Below are 13,877 nucleotides of genomic sequence, written 5' to 3'. Positions count from 1 at the left end.
CGCCTGGTGTTGCCGACCCCACCGGGGAAGAGGGGAGGGGCTAAAGTGGGAATATGAACGACAAGAGCGACCGGGCCGTCATCTACGCGCGGATCAGCGAGGACACGAGCGGGAAGCGGCTCGGCGTCGAGGACCAACTCCGGAACTGCCGGACCCTCGCCGAGCTCCGCGGCCTCGTCGTCGTCGAGGAGGTCTCGGACAACGACATCTCGGCGCTGGCCGGGAAGGTCCGGCCCGGCTACGAGCGCGTCCTCGACCTCGTGCGGGACGGGGCCGTCGACCGGGTGGTCGTCTGGCAGTCCTCCCGGCTCTGGCGTAACCGGGAGGAGCGGGCCGCGGCGATCGGCCTCTTCGGCCGGCAACGGGTGAGCGTCACTAGCGTGCAGGGCCTTGACCTCGACCTCTCGACCGCGCAGGGCCGCGGGATGGCCGGGATCATGGGCGAGCAGGACACGATGGAGTCCGAGATCAAGTCCGAGCGCGTGACCGCGGCGGCCGAACGTCGAGCCCGCGCGGGCGAACCGAACGGCGGCCTCGGCTACGGGTGGGTCAAGGTCGACGGCCGGTGGCAGGTCGAGCCGGTCGAGGCGGCCGTCGTCCGCGAGGTCGTCGAGCGGCTCGCGAACAGGGAGGCCCTCAAGGCGGTCACCGCGGACCTTAACGACCGGGAGATCCCCTCCCCGGAGGCCGCGATGTGGGCCCGCCTCGACGAGGAGGAGCGGGCCCGCCGGCTCTCGAAGGGCCGCCGCGAACCCTCGGGCCTCTGGGGGAAGACCTCCGTCAAGAAGCTCGCGATCCGGCACTCGAACGTTGGCCTCCGCGTCCACCATAAGGGGGCCCCGGACGAGCGCGTCGTCGACGGAACGTGGCCCGCCCTCGTCGAGAAGCCGGCGTGGGAGGCCGCCCGGAAGATCCTCACCGCTCCCGAGCGCCGGACGAACGGCGTCGCCCGACCCGGAGCCCGCCGTCACCTACTCACCTGGGGGGTCGGGGAGTGCGGGGTCTGCGGCGGAAGGCTCCGGGTCGTCCGGAAGGGCCGGCGACACGCGACGCACACGACGCAGGTGCTCTACCTCTGCGAGTCGAAGGAGTGCGTCGGCCGGAACCAGCAGCGAGTCGACGAGCTCGTCCGGGCCGTCGTCCTAGAGCGGCTCTCCCGCCCCGACGCCCTCGACTGGCTGATGGGCGACGAGGACGCCGCGAGGGCAGCTGACGAGCGGGTCCGGGAGTACCAGGCGCGACTCTCGGCGGCCGGCGTGATGTTCGCTCGGGGGGCGATCACGCAGGGAACCCTAGAGGCGATCACGGCCGAGCTCCGCCCGGAGATCGAGGCCGCTACGGCCGAGCGGGACCGGGCGATCGGCTCTCGGGACCTAGCGGTGCTCACCGAGCTCGTCGGGCCGGCCGCGGAGGCGGCGTGGGACCGGATGAGCGTCACGCAACAGCGGGCCGTCCTAGAGGTCCTCCGCGTCCGGGTGGTCATCGACCGGGCTCGGCGGGGGCCCGGCTTCGACCCGGCATCGGTGAGGTTCGCGTGGGGGAGGGCCGCCGTCTGAGGAATCAGGCGAGTGGACCTCTACGCGCGTACTGAAGACGCTCACCCCCACGAGTCACACTAGTTTTCACGCTCGAATCGTGCGCCCTCGACCGGCGCGGATCGCGAAAGTGCCTCTCTCGCAACGGTTCGGGCTCGCCGCGCGTCGCTCACCCCGTCGGCCCGCCTCCATAGAGTCGAGGCCGTAGACAGGTCCAGAGGGACCAAGCCGAAACAAAGGCCGGGCAGGCACACGAGGAGGCACCATGCCGCGGCCCGATGACTGCAAGAACCCGGCCTTCGTCCTTAACGGGAAGCTAGGCGCAGCCCGGCGATACCGCCCCGACGAGGACCACACGGAGCTCGAACGGGAGGTCAAGCTCGCGAACCTCGCGGACTACGTCAAGCGAGTCGTCGACGAGGCCCCGCCCCTCACGGGCGCCCAGCGGGCCGAGCTCGCCCGGATCCTGCGCGGCAGCAAGCCGCCGGCGAGCAGGTCGGCATGAATGACAGAAGCCGCCCGAAGGCGGCTCCCGAGTCCTCTTCCACGACGACTACGGCGATTCTACCGAGGGCCACCGTCATCTACGTGGTGCGCGGGACCCGCCCCGTCCGCGGAGGCCGAGAGACCGTCACGGTCGTGAGGTTCACCCTCCCCGCCGCCCAGCGGGCCGCCGGCGACCTCGACTCGCGAGGACGCGGGCCCGCGAGCATCTTCTCCACCGAGATCCGCGAGTGGACGCCCGTCCCTCGCGACGGGTCCGAGGAGTGGTCGTCGTGACCGCCGCCGTCGGGCCGGACCGCGCCGGCCGGGCCCTTGACCTCCTCGCCCTCACCCCGCGCGAGCGGGACGTCTGGGACGCCGCCTACCTGTCCGGCTACCTCGCCGGGCACGAGAAGGGGTGGGAGGCGGCCGATCAGCACGCCGCAGCCCTACACCGACGAGCCGTGCGCGTCGTCCGCGCTATGGCCTCGATCCCCGAACGCGACCACGAAGCAGACCGGGCAGCCGCCGCACGCCGCGAGGAGTGGTGGGCCAACCGTCGAGGAGACGTGGCATGAACGACAGCGACGACGCAGCCCGCTACGGCGAGGCCGGCGAGCCCATCGTTTCCTCGTGGGACGAGCAGGACCTTGGGCCAGTCCTCGACGGCACCCTGGTCGTCCCCGAGCCGACTCTCTTCACCCGCACGGACGGGATCTCGCTGCTGTACCCCGGCCTGATCCACTCCTTCCACGGGGAGCCCGAGAGCGGTAAGTCCCTCGCGATGCAATGGCTCGCCGCGCAGGTCCTCCTCGATGGCGGCACCGTGCTCTACCTCGACCACGAGAGCGACGGGGCCTCCGTAGTCGCCCGCCTCCTCCTCTTCGGTGCGGAGGCCGCCGGGATCCGTCAGCGGTTCCACTACGTCCACCCCGAGACTGGGCACGGAGCTCTCTGGGACCGGGCCGCGTGGGAGGACCACCTCGCCCGACCTACCACCTTCGCGGTGATCGACGGCGTGACCGATGCCCTCGGCCTCTTCGGCTACTCGCAGCAGTCCAACGACGACATCGCCGCGTGGATGCGGCTGATCCCGCGGAGCCTCGCAGCGCGCACGGGAGCCGCCGTCGCCCTCGTCGACCACGTGACCAAGGACGGGGAGAGCCGAGGCAGGTTCGCTATCGGCGGGCAGGCGAAGCTCGCAGGCCTGACGGGTGCCGCCTACACGGTCGAGGTCAAGCGACCGCTCGGCCGTGGGCTCCTCGGGGAGATCGCCCTGCGCGTAGCGAAGGACCGACCCGGCTACGTCCGCGCCCACGGCGGCCCGATGCGCCACGACCGCACGCAGGAGGTCGCGCGGGTCCTCGTCGACTCCACCGGGCCGGTGCTCACGCTCACCGTGCAGCCGCCTACCGGGTCCTCCGAGGAGCAGGACGGCGGGGGTAGCCTCTTCCGCCCGACCACGCTGATGGAGAAGGTCTCGCGGCTCGTCGAGAGCTCGACGACACCCGCGACGTTCCGGACGATCACCGGCGGGATCCGCGGCAAGGAGAAGGACGTCCGCAACGCCTGCGAGGTCCTCGTCGTCGAGGGCTGGATCTCCCGCGAGGACGGCCCGCGGAACAGCCACCTCCACCGCTCCATCCGGGCCTACCGGGCACGGCAGGACCCGCTCTCCGACACCTACGAACCACCCCTAGACGACCGTCTCCCCACCGTCTCCCCACCGTCGCCCGGAGACGGTGAGACGACCGTCTCCCTGTCTCCCGTCTATAGAGACAGGAGACGGTCGCACGCTCCCGAGGAGGACCCCGAAGGTACGACCGTCTCCCGCCGTTGCTCGAAGCACGGAGCAGGCCTCATCCCCTCGGTCTGCATGGAGTGCCGGGGGCTCTCAGAGCGGAGGGCGGCCTCGTGACCACTGCCGTCCTCGCGTTCCTCCTCGTCCTCAGCCTCCTCGCCGTCCTTGACCTATCGGTCGCCTACACGATCTCCGCGCACGAGGAGCTCCGCCGGAGGGTGCCTGCAAACCCGGCCCGCCGACCCCGCTGGCGACCGAGCAGCCCGAAGCCCCCCGACGGTCAGCGGGAGCAGGCCTCTCCACGTGCGGAGCCCGCTACCCGCGCCCGACCGTCCCCACCCAACCCCCGCACGCTCTACGGCCCGTAGAGCATGACCGAAGGAGAACGACCCGCCATGCCGAAGACCACCCCGACCCTCCGCCCCGTAGACACCCAGCGCGGCGCACGACTCCTGATCGCGTGGCTCGACGGCGACGAGCTCGCGGTCGCCTACGTCCTCGACGAAGCGAACCGAGACCCAGCCGGGACCGCCGGCCTTCTCTTCGCGATCACCCATACCGCCGCCCTCCTCGCCGAAACCGCCGCACCCGAGGGGACACCCCCCGCCGACGGCCTCCGAGCCCTCCTCCTCGACGATCAGCGGGACCAGGTGTGACCCCGCGACGGGATGGGGCGTTCCGATCGCGAAGCAGCAGCAGCCGAAGCCTCGCGCCGGTAGCCGTCCGTACATGCCTGCTGCCCGACCTATTCTCGGTAACCCGGAAGGAGGCCCCGTCATGGGCCCGAAGCTGAAGCTCCTCAACGATTCACCGCTGCGCGTGCTCGACCCGGAGCGTCTCGTCGTCGACGCGACCCTCGGCGGGAACGGCCTCGACTGGTGGGTCGTCCCGGGCGACCTCGAAGGCGTCGGTCGCGAGTCGTGGGAGCACTTGCGGACCACGTTCGCGAACGACCCGACCCGGTTCCGTGAGGCGGACCGGCGAGCCGTCGCCGCGTACTGCTCCGCCGTCGAGATGGCAGCCGCCGCTGCGGCCGCCCTGCGTGAGCATGGGGTCCTCGTCGACGGCCGCTCGAACTCCGACGAGGGGAAGCGCCCGGTCCGGTCCCCGGCGTGGGCGATGTGGCGGGACGCTTCGACGCAGGTCCGGCAGTGGAGTAACGAGCTCGGGTTGTCGCCGTCGGCGCGGTATCGGATGAAGATCGCCGAGCCGGGCGTCGTCGGGGAGGGCAACCCGTTTGCGGCTCCGCCGCGGGACCACTAAGGCGGGGGAGCCTTGTCTGGCTGGGTCCCCTCATCGTGCGAGGAGCGGAGGAGTCGGTCCGCACGGGGGTGATGTGACGTCTTCAGATTGTCGGCTTGGGACGACCCGCCCACGCGCTCTTGTGGCCCCGCGGGAACACCCATCGGAAGAGACTCAGCCCCGGCTTGTGGCACCAGCAGTCTTCGGCGCAACCGCAGGCGATGAACCCTAACCGCTCGCGCACAAGGCCCACCGCTGCCGCGGCGAGGAAGGCACCGACCAGGATCGTTGCGAGTCGCTTCATGACAGGACCTCGATCAACTGAGCAACCGTTGGCGAGCCGGCGAGCCCCTCGGGCGTCGAGTAGAGCCGACAGGTAAGTCCGACCTGTTCGTCTCCGCGCGCGAAGGGGTCTCGGCCGTCGACCTGAATAGTGGGGGATCCGACGAAGCCGTTGGCCGCCGCGTCCTCTGGCGTCTCGATCAGGACGTGGTGGACCAAGGAGGTGTCGCCTATCTGGGCCATCGCGGCCCGAAGGCGCTCATCAGCAACCGTCCAGTGCGGGCAACCCTCGAAATACAGCAGGCGTACCTCCATGCAGCCATCATGCGCCTCCTGTCGGACCCGCATGGTCAACTGGAGGCATCGAGGAAGCGCCGCTAGCGGCCGCAGAGCCAAGGTCCCGAGGAGCCCGTTAGGGCCAAGGAGCCGAGGAGCCGAGCGGATCCACCGCACGCGAAGCGCCGAAGATGCCAGCAGCGCGCGGAGGCCAGCCGTCCCGGTCCGTCTCCCCCAGCAGGCTCCGACTTCCATTCGATGCCGCCCCGGTCGGGGCGGAGAAGCGAGCAGAACGATCATGGCAACTCTTCGAGAGCAGCGCGCGGCGGCGATCAAGGCCGCGCAGGACATCATCGGGAAGGCGCAGGCCGCGGGCCGCGACCTGACCACGAGCGAGCGGGCGACCCTCGCCCAGAAGAACGCGGACGTGCAGGCCCTCTCCTCGAAGATCGAGCAGGCCGACGCGGACGCGAAGCTCTTCGCGGCCTTCGACTCCCCGGACGGCGGCGAGGGCCGGAGCATCGGGGCCCTCTCGTTCAAGGGGGTCGCGGACCGGATCCTGCACGGCCCGGACGGCGGGGAGTCCCGCAACGTCAAGTCACTGATCGCCGCCGGCTCGCAGGCCGTGGCGACGGAGGCGACGGATATCACCGCGGTGATGGGCCGGCCGGCGACCTCGCTGATGGACGCGATCCCCGCCCGGGAGGTCGCGGAGAACTTCTCCTACCTCCGGCAGACGGTCCGGACGAACAACGCGGCCCCGGTCGCAGTCGGAGCTCTGAAGCCGACGTCGATCTTCACGCTGGAGCGCGTCGAGGACCGGCTCCGCGTGATCGCGCACCTTTCCGAGCCGATCCCCGAGTACTGGCTGAAGGACTCGACGGCCCTCGACCAGTTCGTCCGGGACGAGATGGTCGGCGGCCTGCAGGACGCCGTGATCGCCCAGCTGATCGGCGGTAGCGGCGTCGGGGAGAACCTCCTCGGCTTCGCAAACGCATCCGGCGTGCAGACGCAGGCGTGGACGGTCGATGCCGTCGAGACCGCCCGCCGGGCCCTGGGGAAGGTCGAGACGCTCGGCATGGAGGGCGGTGCGTTCGTCCTGAACCCCACGGACTGGATGAGCATCGAGACGATGCGCCTCAGCGGCGGGTCGGGTGGCTTCGTCATGGAGAACGCGGGTGCGCCGATCGACCGAGTTCGCCGCCAGCTCTGGGGCGTCCCCGTCGGCCTCTCGACGGCCGTCCCCGTCGGCGTCGGTTACGTCGTCGCCCGGGACAGCGTGAACCTCTTCACGGACGGCGTGGTCGAGGTCAAGTGGGGCCTCATCGGCGACGACTTCGGCAAGAACCAGGTCCGCTGCCGCGCGGAGGGCCGCTTCGCCGCCGGGACGCTCCGCCCCGCCGGCGTCGTCGTGATCGACATGACCGCCGCCTGACCCGCAACTGTCCGTTCGGCGGGCGGGCCGAGGTAGAGGGCCCGGCCCGCTCGTCGACGGCGAGGCGTAAACGGCCTCCCGCGCTGTCACGCTCCTGCGGGAACCGATGGGCCGGCACTCCTACAGCCGCCCAGCGCCAACCGGATGCCGCCCCTGACGCGAATCGGGGGCGGCATCCGTGACCCTCCCGCGGTTCGCCTGCGGACGCGGGAGGGCTCGTGCCACGATGCACCCAGAGGGGAAGGGGAATCTATGCAGGTCAAGCACTCAGTGGTGAGCATCGCCCTCGTGGCTGGCTCATTGCTTCTGAGCTCCTGCGCCTCCGACGCGGATCCGGCCCCGGCATCTCCCTCGCCGGCCGCCTCGGCGTCGCCGACCCCCTCGCTGACGAGCGCCTCGCCCTCGGCGTCGCCTACAGCTACACCAACCCCGACACCCTCGACGTTGGGCAGCGTCGACCTCGTGTGCGGCAACCTCGACACGGGCGTTGACTTCACCGTCCACTCGGTTCGCGTAGCTGCCGACGGATCCCCGGACTTCCGCGAGCTCTGGGCCCGGAAGCTGAACTGCGACGCCGGGATGACGGGGGAAGTAGTCGAGAGCGTGCCGGTAACCACGCCCCTGCAGAAGGCAGTCGCGGCCGCTGCCCGAGTGGCCGACTACAGCAGTGGCGACGCAGGGAACGTCTACTCCATCTACGAGGGCTGCGGGGCGAACGACCCCGCCGACTACTACGCCACGGAGTCTGAGTACAGCCGGGCCCAAGTCCTAGAGCTACGCGCCTACCTCACCCTCTGCCCGAAGCACCCTCAGGCCGCGAAGTGGAGGAAGGGCATCGCCGCGACCGGGCAAGCCATCGAGGCCGAGGAGAACGGCACCCGGGTCGGCAATGACACCTACAAGGTCCCGAACGAGATGAAGCGGGGCACGTGGGTCGTCAAGGACGTCGAGGACTGCTACTGGGAGACGCGGGACGATGAGGGCGAGATCCTCGCCAACAACTTCGTACTCGCCGCGCCACGAGTCGTCGCGAAGGTGACGAGGGCGGCCGTCGTGTTCACCAGCCAAGGCTGCGGGACCTGGAACCGCCAGTAGGCGGCCTAGGTCGAGTAGTTCCCCGTCGGCGTGAAGTCCTCCGGCCCGGACGTCCACGTCCCGCCCTCGCGGGTCCGGTGCGGGCCGTCGTGGCGGTCGGGCAGGAAGCAGGACACGGCCCCGGAGAAGCCCGGGAGGTCCGGTAGGACGACCGCCTCGCAGGCGTAGTACCCCTCCGCCTGAGGGGCCCGGGTCGCACCCTCGGCGACCCTCTTCGCGCAGCCCGGGCAGGCCTCGTCCTCCTCGCCGCGGAAGGTGACTGGTAGGCGGACCTTGACGTGCGTGCCGCAGAGGGCGAACGGGCCGCGGGCCTCGAAGTAGGCCTCCCGTCGAGTGTCCGGCGTCTCCCGGAGGCGCATCGCGTGGATGGCCCCGAGCTCGTCCGGGAGCCGTTCCTCGCGCAGGCCCGTCGCCGGGTTGCGGGTGAGGTCGAACCGCTCTAGGGCGGCGAAGTAGCGGTAGGCCCCCCGGTCGTCGGGCCGGCGTCCTCGGGGGAGGGGCGTCACCAGCCGCGCTCCCGCCACTCGGCGAGGGAGGGCCGCTCCGCCCCGAGCGTCGAGTCGTCGCCGTGTCCCGGGTAGAACCACGTATCGTCTGGCAGCACCCCGAAGACCCGCTCCTCTAGGTCGTCCATCAGCGTCGTGTGATCCGGACCTATTGCCCGCCCTGGACCCCCGGGGAAGAGGGCGTCGCCGGTGAACAGGTGCGTGGTGCCGTCGGGGTCGGCCCAGGACAGGGCGACCGAGCCGGGCGTGTGCCCGCGCAGGTGGATGACGTCGAGCTCGAGCTCACCCACCGTGACGACGTCACCGTGGTGCAGGCGCACGTCCGGGGGGACGGGCAGCCCGTCGGCGTCGTCGGCCCCGGCGTAGGTCGTGGCCCCGGTGGCGGCGGCCACGGCCGCGAGGGCGCGGTGGTGGTCCCAGTGCTGGTGGGTCGTCACGAGGTGGTCGAGCCGGCCGGAACCCTCGGCGACGAGGGCGAGGCAGCGCTCGGGGTCGTCGGCGGCGTCGACGAGGAGCTGCTCGCCCGTGGCCGTGCACGTCACGAGGTAGACGTTGTTGCTCATCTCCGACACCGCCATCTTGCGGATCGTCGCCCGCCGCAGCCCGCGGACGTCGGTCGGCCCCCCGGGGGTCACCCGCCCGGTGTACCCCACCGTGCTCATCGCCCGGCCGGGAGGCGGGGGAGCGGGTCGCCGGTCACGCCGTCGGTGAGCCCGCGGGCCAGCCAGCCGAGGAGGGCGGCGCGGTCACCGGACACCTGGGCGGTGCCGAGGCCGATGGTCCACTCGTCGCCCTCGGTGGACCGGATCGTGACGTCGGGGGCGTCGTCGGCCGCCCGGACCCGCTCGACCTCCTCCTCGACGAAGAGGGCGACGAGCTCGGGCTCGAGGTCGCTGAAGCCGAAGCCCGCGTCGAGGTCGACGTGGTGCCAGGTCAGCTCGCGCAGGCGCATGAGGGGGATCTCGGAGCCGGTGCCGCGGATGTCGCCCGGTGTCCGCTCGAGGGGGTGGTCGGCGTGCTCGGGGCCGAGGCGCGGCAGCTCGGCGGCGAGCGCGGCCGCGGAGGCCTCGACATCGGCGGCCAGCTCGTCGGCGGGGCGGTCGGCGCCCGCGTCGATGTCGGCGTTGCGCTTCTCGCGGCTGTCGTACATCGTCTCCCCGGTGCGCTCGACCGCCGAGCGGACGAGGCGCACGAGACCGTCGGCGTTGCGGGCCACGTGGCTGAGGACGTGCCCGCGGCTCCACCCCTCGCACAGCGACGGCGCCGCGGGGTCGTCGAGCTCGCGTGCGGTGGCGAGCAGGCGGTCGGTGTGGGAGACGACGAGGTCGAGGATGGCGGGGGAGCGGGGGTCCATGCAGGCAGACGCTACCGGTCCCTCCGTCCACGATGAGGGGTCTGTCGGTGGGTCCACCTAGCATGGCGGGCGTGAGTCATGACCACCTCGTCGTCCGTGGTGCCCGCGAGCACAACCTCAAGGACATCAGCCTCGAGCTGCCCCGCGACGCCCTCGTCGTCTTCACCGGCCTGAGCGGCTCGGGCAAGTCCAGCCTCGCCTTCGACACGATCTTCGCCGAGGGCCAGCGGCGCTACGTCGAGTCGCTCTCGGCGTACGCGCGGCAGTTCCTCGGACAGATGGACAAGCCCGACGTCGACTTCATCGAGGGGCTGTCCCCGGCGGTCTCCATCGACCAGAAGTCGACGAACCGCAACCCGCGGTCCACGGTCGGCACCATCACCGAGGTCTACGACTACCTGCGCCTGCTCTTCGCCCGCGCCGGGCGCCCGCACTGCCCAGTGTGCGGCGAGCCGGTGGGCCGCCAGACGCCGCAGCAGATCGTCGACCGGCTCCTCGAGCTGCCGGAGAGGACCCGCTTCCAGGTGCTCGCCCCCGTCGTGCGGGCCCGCAAGGGCGAGTACGTCGACCTCTTCGCCGAGCTGCAGTCCAAGGGCTTCGCTCGCGCCCGGGTCGACGGCGAGGTCGTCCAGCTCACCGACCCGCCGAAGCTCGAGAAGCAGGTCAAGCACACGATCGACGTCGTCGTCGACCGTCTCGTCGCCAAGGGTGCCGACGACGCCTCCGCCAAGCGCCGGCTGACCGACTCGGTCGAGACCGCCCTCGGCCTGGCCGGCGGGGTCCTCGTCGTCGAGTTCGTCGACCTCGACGAGGGCGACCCCGACCGCGAGCGGCGCTTCTCCGAGAAGATGGCCTGCCCCAACGACCACCCGCTGTCGATGGACGAGGTCGAGCCGCGCTCCTTCTCGTTCAACAGCCCCTTCGGCGCCTGCCCCGAGTGCACCGGCATCGGGACCGAGCTCGAGGTCGACCCCGAGCTCATCGTCCCCGACGACGACCTCTCGCTCGCCGAGGGCGCGATCGCGCCGTGGGCGGCCGGCTCGGGTGCCGCCGACTACTTCCAGCGCGTGATGTCGGCCCTCGCCGACGACCTGAAGTTCTCGATGGACGTGCCCTGGCGGGCGCTGCCCCAGCGGGCCCGCGACGCCCTCCTCCACGGCAAGAACCACAAGGTCCACGTCCGGTACCGGAACCGGTTCGGCCGCGAGCGGTCCTACTCCACCGGCTTCGAGGGCGCCGTCCCGTTCGTCAAGCGGCGGCACTCCGAGACCGACTCCGAGTGGAGCCGTGAGCGCTACGAGGGATACATGCGCGAGGTTCCGTGCCCGGTCTGCAAGGGCGCCCGGCTCAAGCCGGAGTCGCTGTCGGTGCTCGTCGGCGGGCGCTCCATCGCCGACGTCAGCAACCTGGCGATCGCCGAGGCCGCGCACTTCCTCGACACCGTCGACTTCACCGAGCGCGAGCGGCAGATCGCGGCCCGCGTCATCAAGGAGATCAACGCCCGCCTCGGGTTCCTCCTCGACGTCGGCCTCGACTACCTCAGCCTGTCCCGCCCCGCCGGCACCCTCTCCGGCGGTGAGGCCCAGCGCATCCGGCTCGCGACCCAGATCGGGTCCGGCCTCGTCGGCGTCCTCTACGTCCTCGACGAGCCGAGCATCGGCCTCCACCAGCGCGACAACCACCGGCTCATCGAGACCCTCACCCGGCTGCGCGACCTCGGCAACACCCTCATCGTCGTCGAGCACGACGAGGACACCATCGCCACCGCCGACTGGGTCGTCGACATCGGCCCGGGCGCGGGGGAGCACGGTGGCCAGGTCGTCCACTCGGGGCCGGTGAAGGGGCTGCTCGAGCACCCCGACTCGCTCACCGGCAAGTACCTCTCTGGGCGCCGCGAGATCGCGGTCCCGCCGGTGCGCCGCGCCCGGGAGAAGGGGCGCGAGGTCACCGTCGTCGGCGCGAACGAGCACAACCTCACCAACGTGTCGGTGTCCTTCCCGCTCGGCAACCTCGTCGCGGTCACGGGGGTGTCGGGGTCCGGCAAGTCGACCCTCGTCAACGACATCCTCTACAACGTCCTCGCCAACAAGCTCAACGGCGCCCGCCACGTGCCGGGGCGGCACAAGACCGTCACCGGCCTCGAGCACCTCGACAAGGTCGTCCACGTCGACCAGAGCCCGATCGGGCGCACGCCGCGGTCCAACCCGGCCACCTACACCGGCGTCTTCGACCACATCCGCAAGCTGTTCGCGACGACGACCGAGGCCAAGGTCCGCGGCTACCAGCCCGGGCGCTTCTCGTTCAACGTCAAGGGCGGCCGCTGCGAGGCGTGCTCCGGCGACGGCACGATCAAGATCGAGATGAACTTCCTCCCCGACGTCTACGTCCCCTGCGAGGTCTGCCACGGGGCCCGGTACAACCGCGAGACGCTCGAGGTCCACTTCAAGGGCAAGACGATCGCCGACGTCCTCGACATGCCGATCGAGGAGGCCGCCGAGTTCTTCGCCGCGGTCCCCGCGATCGCGCGGCACATGAAGACGCTCAACGAGGTCGGCCTGGGCTACGTGCGCCTCGGCCAGCCCGCGCCCACCCTCTCCGGTGGAGAGGCGCAGCGCGTCAAGCTCGCCTCCGAGCTGCAGAAGCGCAGCACCGGCCGCACGATCTACGTCCTCGACGAGCCGACGACCGGGCTGCACTTCGAGGACATCCGCAAGCTGCTCAAGGTGCTCCAGGGGCTCGTCGACAAGGGCAACACCGTCATCGTCATCGAGCACAACCTCGACGTCATCAAGAGCGCCGACTGGGTCGTCGACCTCGGGCCGGAGGGCGGCTCGGGAGGCGGTCGGGTCGTCGCCGAGGGCACACCCGAGCACGTCGCCGGGCTCGAGCACTCGCACACCGGGCGCTTCCTCGCGCCGATCCTCGCCCGCACCGCGCGCACGCCCGACCGGTCGCCGGCGACGCGGCGCAAGGTGGCGGCGAAGGCGGCAGCTCCGGCGAGGAAGGCCCCGGCCGCGAAGAAGGCCCCGGCCCGCAAGGCGGGCTGAGACGACGAGGGCCGGGTGACCACCACGGTCACCCGGCCCTCGTCCGTCAGTCCTCCGTCAGGCCCGCGCGACGCGTGGGACCCGCGCCCCACGCAGAGCGTGGGACCCGGCCTCAGTCCTCGCCGAGGTAGGCCTTGCGGACGTCCTCGCTCTCGAGGAGCTCCTTGCCGGACCCCGAGAGGACGATCTTGCCGACCTCGAGGACGTAGCCCTTCGACGCGCGCTTGAGCGCCGCCTGGGCGTTCTGCTCGACGAGGAGGATCGTCGTGCCCTGCTGCTGCAGGGTGCTCACGGTCGTCATGATGCGCTTCATCATCAGCGGGGAGAGCCCCATCGACGGCTCGTCGAGCATGAGCAGCTTGGGGCGGCTCATCATCGCGCGGCCCATGGCGAGCATCTGCTGCTCACCACCGGAGAACGTGCCCGCGGGCTGCGAGCGGCGCTCCCTGAGGATGGGGAACAGCTCATACGCGGCCTCGAGGTCGGCGGCGATCCCCTTGTCCTTGCGCGAGAACGCGCCGAGGTTGAGGTTCTCCTCGACGGTGAGGCGCGGGAAGATGCGCCGGCCCTCGGGGGAGTGCGCGATCCCGAGCGGGACGATCTCGTGGGGCGCGACCGTCGTGAGGTCCCGGCCCTGGAACGTGATCGAGCCCTTCGTCGGGCGCAGCAGCCCGGAGATGGTCCGCAGCGTCGTCGTCTTCCCGGCGCCGTTGGTGCCGATGAGGGTGACGACCTCGCCCTCCTCGACCGTGAAGCTGATGCCCTTGACGGCCTTGATCTTGCCGTAGGCGACCTCGAGGTCCTTGACCTCCAACATGGCG

15 protein-coding genes are annotated in these 13,877 nt (G+C 71.2%); 10 read left to right on the top strand and 5 right to left on the bottom strand.

What is annotated here, in order from left to right; translation table 11 throughout:
* The first annotated feature begins 53 nt into the window (after positions 1 to 53).
* The 7 genes from ACK8HX_RS13240 to ACK8HX_RS13210 all read left to right on the top strand — a co-directional run bounded on the left by ACK8HX_RS13240 (position 54) and on the right by ACK8HX_RS13210 (position 5,082).
* Positions 54 to 1,556, top strand: a complete 1,503-nt coding sequence (locus ACK8HX_RS13240; protein ID WP_411941178.1) for a recombinase family protein — start codon at positions 54 to 56, stop codon at positions 1,554 to 1,556.
* A gap of 244 nt (positions 1,557 to 1,800) precedes the next feature.
* The gene (locus ACK8HX_RS13235) at positions 1,801 to 2,040 is read left to right on the top strand and encodes a hypothetical protein (protein WP_411941177.1); all 240 of its coding nucleotides are present in this window, start codon (positions 1,801 to 1,803) and stop codon (positions 2,038 to 2,040) included.
* 134 nt (positions 2,041 to 2,174) lie between these two features.
* Positions 2,175 to 2,315, top strand: coding sequence for a hypothetical protein (locus tag ACK8HX_RS13230; RefSeq protein WP_411941176.1), 141 nt, complete (start codon positions 2,175 to 2,177; stop codon positions 2,313 to 2,315).
* Entirely contained in the window at positions 2,312 to 2,596 is a 285-nt protein-coding gene (locus tag ACK8HX_RS13225; RefSeq protein WP_411941175.1) for a hypothetical protein, read from the top strand. The genes ACK8HX_RS13230 and ACK8HX_RS13225 overlap by 4 nt, the downstream gene beginning before the upstream one ends.
* On the top strand, positions 2,593 to 3,936 hold the full coding sequence (locus tag ACK8HX_RS13220; protein WP_411941174.1) for an AAA family ATPase: 1,344 nt from the start codon (positions 2,593 to 2,595) through the stop codon (positions 3,934 to 3,936). The genes ACK8HX_RS13225 and ACK8HX_RS13220 overlap by 4 nt, the downstream gene beginning before the upstream one ends.
* Before the next feature lie 278 nt (positions 3,937 to 4,214).
* Positions 4,215 to 4,475, top strand: a complete 261-nt coding sequence (locus ACK8HX_RS13215) for a hypothetical protein (RefSeq protein ID WP_411941173.1) — start codon at positions 4,215 to 4,217, stop codon at positions 4,473 to 4,475.
* Between the two features lie 121 nt (positions 4,476 to 4,596).
* Positions 4,597 to 5,082, top strand: coding sequence for a phage terminase small subunit P27 family (locus tag ACK8HX_RS13210; protein ID WP_411941172.1), 486 nt, complete (start codon positions 4,597 to 4,599; stop codon positions 5,080 to 5,082).
* A 279-nt stretch (positions 5,083 to 5,361) separates the two neighbouring features.
* Here the strand turns inward: ACK8HX_RS13210 and ACK8HX_RS13205 are convergent, their stop codons facing one another.
* Complete coding sequence (locus tag ACK8HX_RS13205) at positions 5,362 to 5,658, bottom strand: DF family (seleno)protein (RefSeq protein WP_411941171.1); 297 nt, start codon at positions 5,656 to 5,658, stop codon at positions 5,362 to 5,364.
* Between the two features lie 259 nt (positions 5,659 to 5,917).
* On the opposite strand from ACK8HX_RS13205, the gene ACK8HX_RS13200 reads away from it, so the two are divergent.
* Together ACK8HX_RS13200 and ACK8HX_RS13195 are read left to right on the top strand one after the other, a co-directional pair.
* Complete coding sequence (locus tag ACK8HX_RS13200; protein WP_411941170.1) at positions 5,918 to 7,054, top strand: phage major capsid protein; 1,137 nt, start codon at positions 5,918 to 5,920, stop codon at positions 7,052 to 7,054.
* Between the two features lie 444 nt (positions 7,055 to 7,498).
* Positions 7,499 to 8,149 carry a hypothetical protein gene (locus ACK8HX_RS13195; RefSeq protein ID WP_411941169.1) on the top strand — a complete coding sequence of 217 codons (651 nt, stop codon included), beginning with the start codon at positions 7,499 to 7,501 and terminating at the stop codon, positions 8,147 to 8,149.
* 5 nt (positions 8,150 to 8,154) lie between these two features.
* Here ACK8HX_RS13195 and ACK8HX_RS13190 read toward each other — a convergent pair whose 3' ends face one another.
* From ACK8HX_RS13190 to ACK8HX_RS13180, 3 genes are read right to left on the bottom strand one after another with little or no spacing between them, the layout of a single operon-like run.
* Entirely contained in the window at positions 8,155 to 8,655 is a 501-nt protein-coding gene (locus ACK8HX_RS13190; protein WP_411941168.1) for a hypothetical protein, read from the bottom strand.
* Positions 8,652 to 9,317 (bottom strand): MBL fold metallo-hydrolase, encoded by a 666-nt coding sequence (locus tag ACK8HX_RS13185; protein WP_411941167.1) that lies wholly within the window; start codon positions 9,315 to 9,317, stop codon positions 8,652 to 8,654. Before ACK8HX_RS13185 ends, ACK8HX_RS13190 begins: the two co-directional genes overlap by 4 nt.
* The gene (locus ACK8HX_RS13180) at positions 9,314 to 10,009 is read right to left on the bottom strand and encodes a maleylpyruvate isomerase family mycothiol-dependent enzyme (RefSeq protein WP_411941166.1); all 696 of its coding nucleotides are present in this window, start codon (positions 10,007 to 10,009) and stop codon (positions 9,314 to 9,316) included. Before ACK8HX_RS13180 ends, ACK8HX_RS13185 begins: the two co-directional genes overlap by 4 nt.
* A 62-nt stretch (positions 10,010 to 10,071) precedes the next feature.
* Between ACK8HX_RS13180 and uvrA the strand changes: the two genes are divergently transcribed.
* Positions 10,072 to 13,056 carry an excinuclease ABC subunit UvrA gene (gene uvrA / locus ACK8HX_RS13175; RefSeq protein ID WP_411941165.1) on the top strand — a complete coding sequence of 995 codons (2,985 nt, stop codon included), beginning with the start codon at positions 10,072 to 10,074 and terminating at the stop codon, positions 13,054 to 13,056.
* A 112-nt stretch (positions 13,057 to 13,168) separates the two neighbouring features.
* Here the strand turns inward: uvrA and ACK8HX_RS13170 are convergent, their stop codons facing one another.
* The gene (locus ACK8HX_RS13170; RefSeq protein WP_459349935.1) at positions 13,169 to 13,873 is read right to left on the bottom strand and encodes an ABC transporter ATP-binding protein; all 705 of its coding nucleotides are present in this window, start codon (positions 13,871 to 13,873) and stop codon (positions 13,169 to 13,171) included.
* Positions 13,874 to 13,877: the final 4 nt, after the last annotated feature.

Origin of the sequence: Oryzobacter faecalis, from assembly GCF_046764005.1 — a bacterium.
GTDB lineage: Bacteria > Actinomycetota > Actinomycetes > Actinomycetales > Dermatophilaceae > Oryzobacter > Oryzobacter faecalis.
Note: the sequence above shows the minus strand (reverse complement) of the source record. Positions and strands in the feature narration are given on the sequence as shown.

Bases quoted from the DNA above. Each gene is read 5' to 3' on its own strand.
- ACK8HX_RS13170 (WP_459349935.1), bottom strand. From the start codon at position 13,873: ATGTTGGAGGTCAAGGACCTCGAGGTCGCCTACGGCAAGATCAAGGCC.
- ACK8HX_RS13185 (WP_411941167.1), bottom strand. From the start codon at position 9,317: ATGAGCACGGTGGGGTACACCGGGCGGGTGACCCCCGGGGGGCCGACC.
- ACK8HX_RS13220 (WP_411941174.1), top strand. From the start codon at position 2,593: ATGAACGACAGCGACGACGCAGCCCGCTACGGCGAGGCCGGCGAGCCC.
- ACK8HX_RS13240 (WP_411941178.1), top strand. From the start codon at position 54: ATGAACGACAAGAGCGACCGGGCCGTCATCTACGCGCGGATCAGCGAG.
- ACK8HX_RS13210 (WP_411941172.1), top strand. From the start codon at position 4,597: ATGGGCCCGAAGCTGAAGCTCCTCAACGATTCACCGCTGCGCGTGCTC.
- uvrA (WP_411941165.1), top strand. From the start codon at position 10,072: ATGGCGGGCGTGAGTCATGACCACCTCGTCGTCCGTGGTGCCCGCGAG.
- ACK8HX_RS13205 (WP_411941171.1), bottom strand. From the start codon at position 5,658: ATGGAGGTACGCCTGCTGTATTTCGAGGGTTGCCCGCACTGGACGGTT.
- ACK8HX_RS13235 (WP_411941177.1), top strand. From the start codon at position 1,801: ATGCCGCGGCCCGATGACTGCAAGAACCCGGCCTTCGTCCTTAACGGG.
- ACK8HX_RS13180 (WP_411941166.1), bottom strand. From the start codon at position 10,009: ATGGACCCCCGCTCCCCCGCCATCCTCGACCTCGTCGTCTCCCACACC.
- ACK8HX_RS13215 (WP_411941173.1), top strand. From the start codon at position 4,215: ATGCCGAAGACCACCCCGACCCTCCGCCCCGTAGACACCCAGCGCGGC.
- ACK8HX_RS13200 (WP_411941170.1), top strand. From the start codon at position 5,918: ATGGCAACTCTTCGAGAGCAGCGCGCGGCGGCGATCAAGGCCGCGCAG.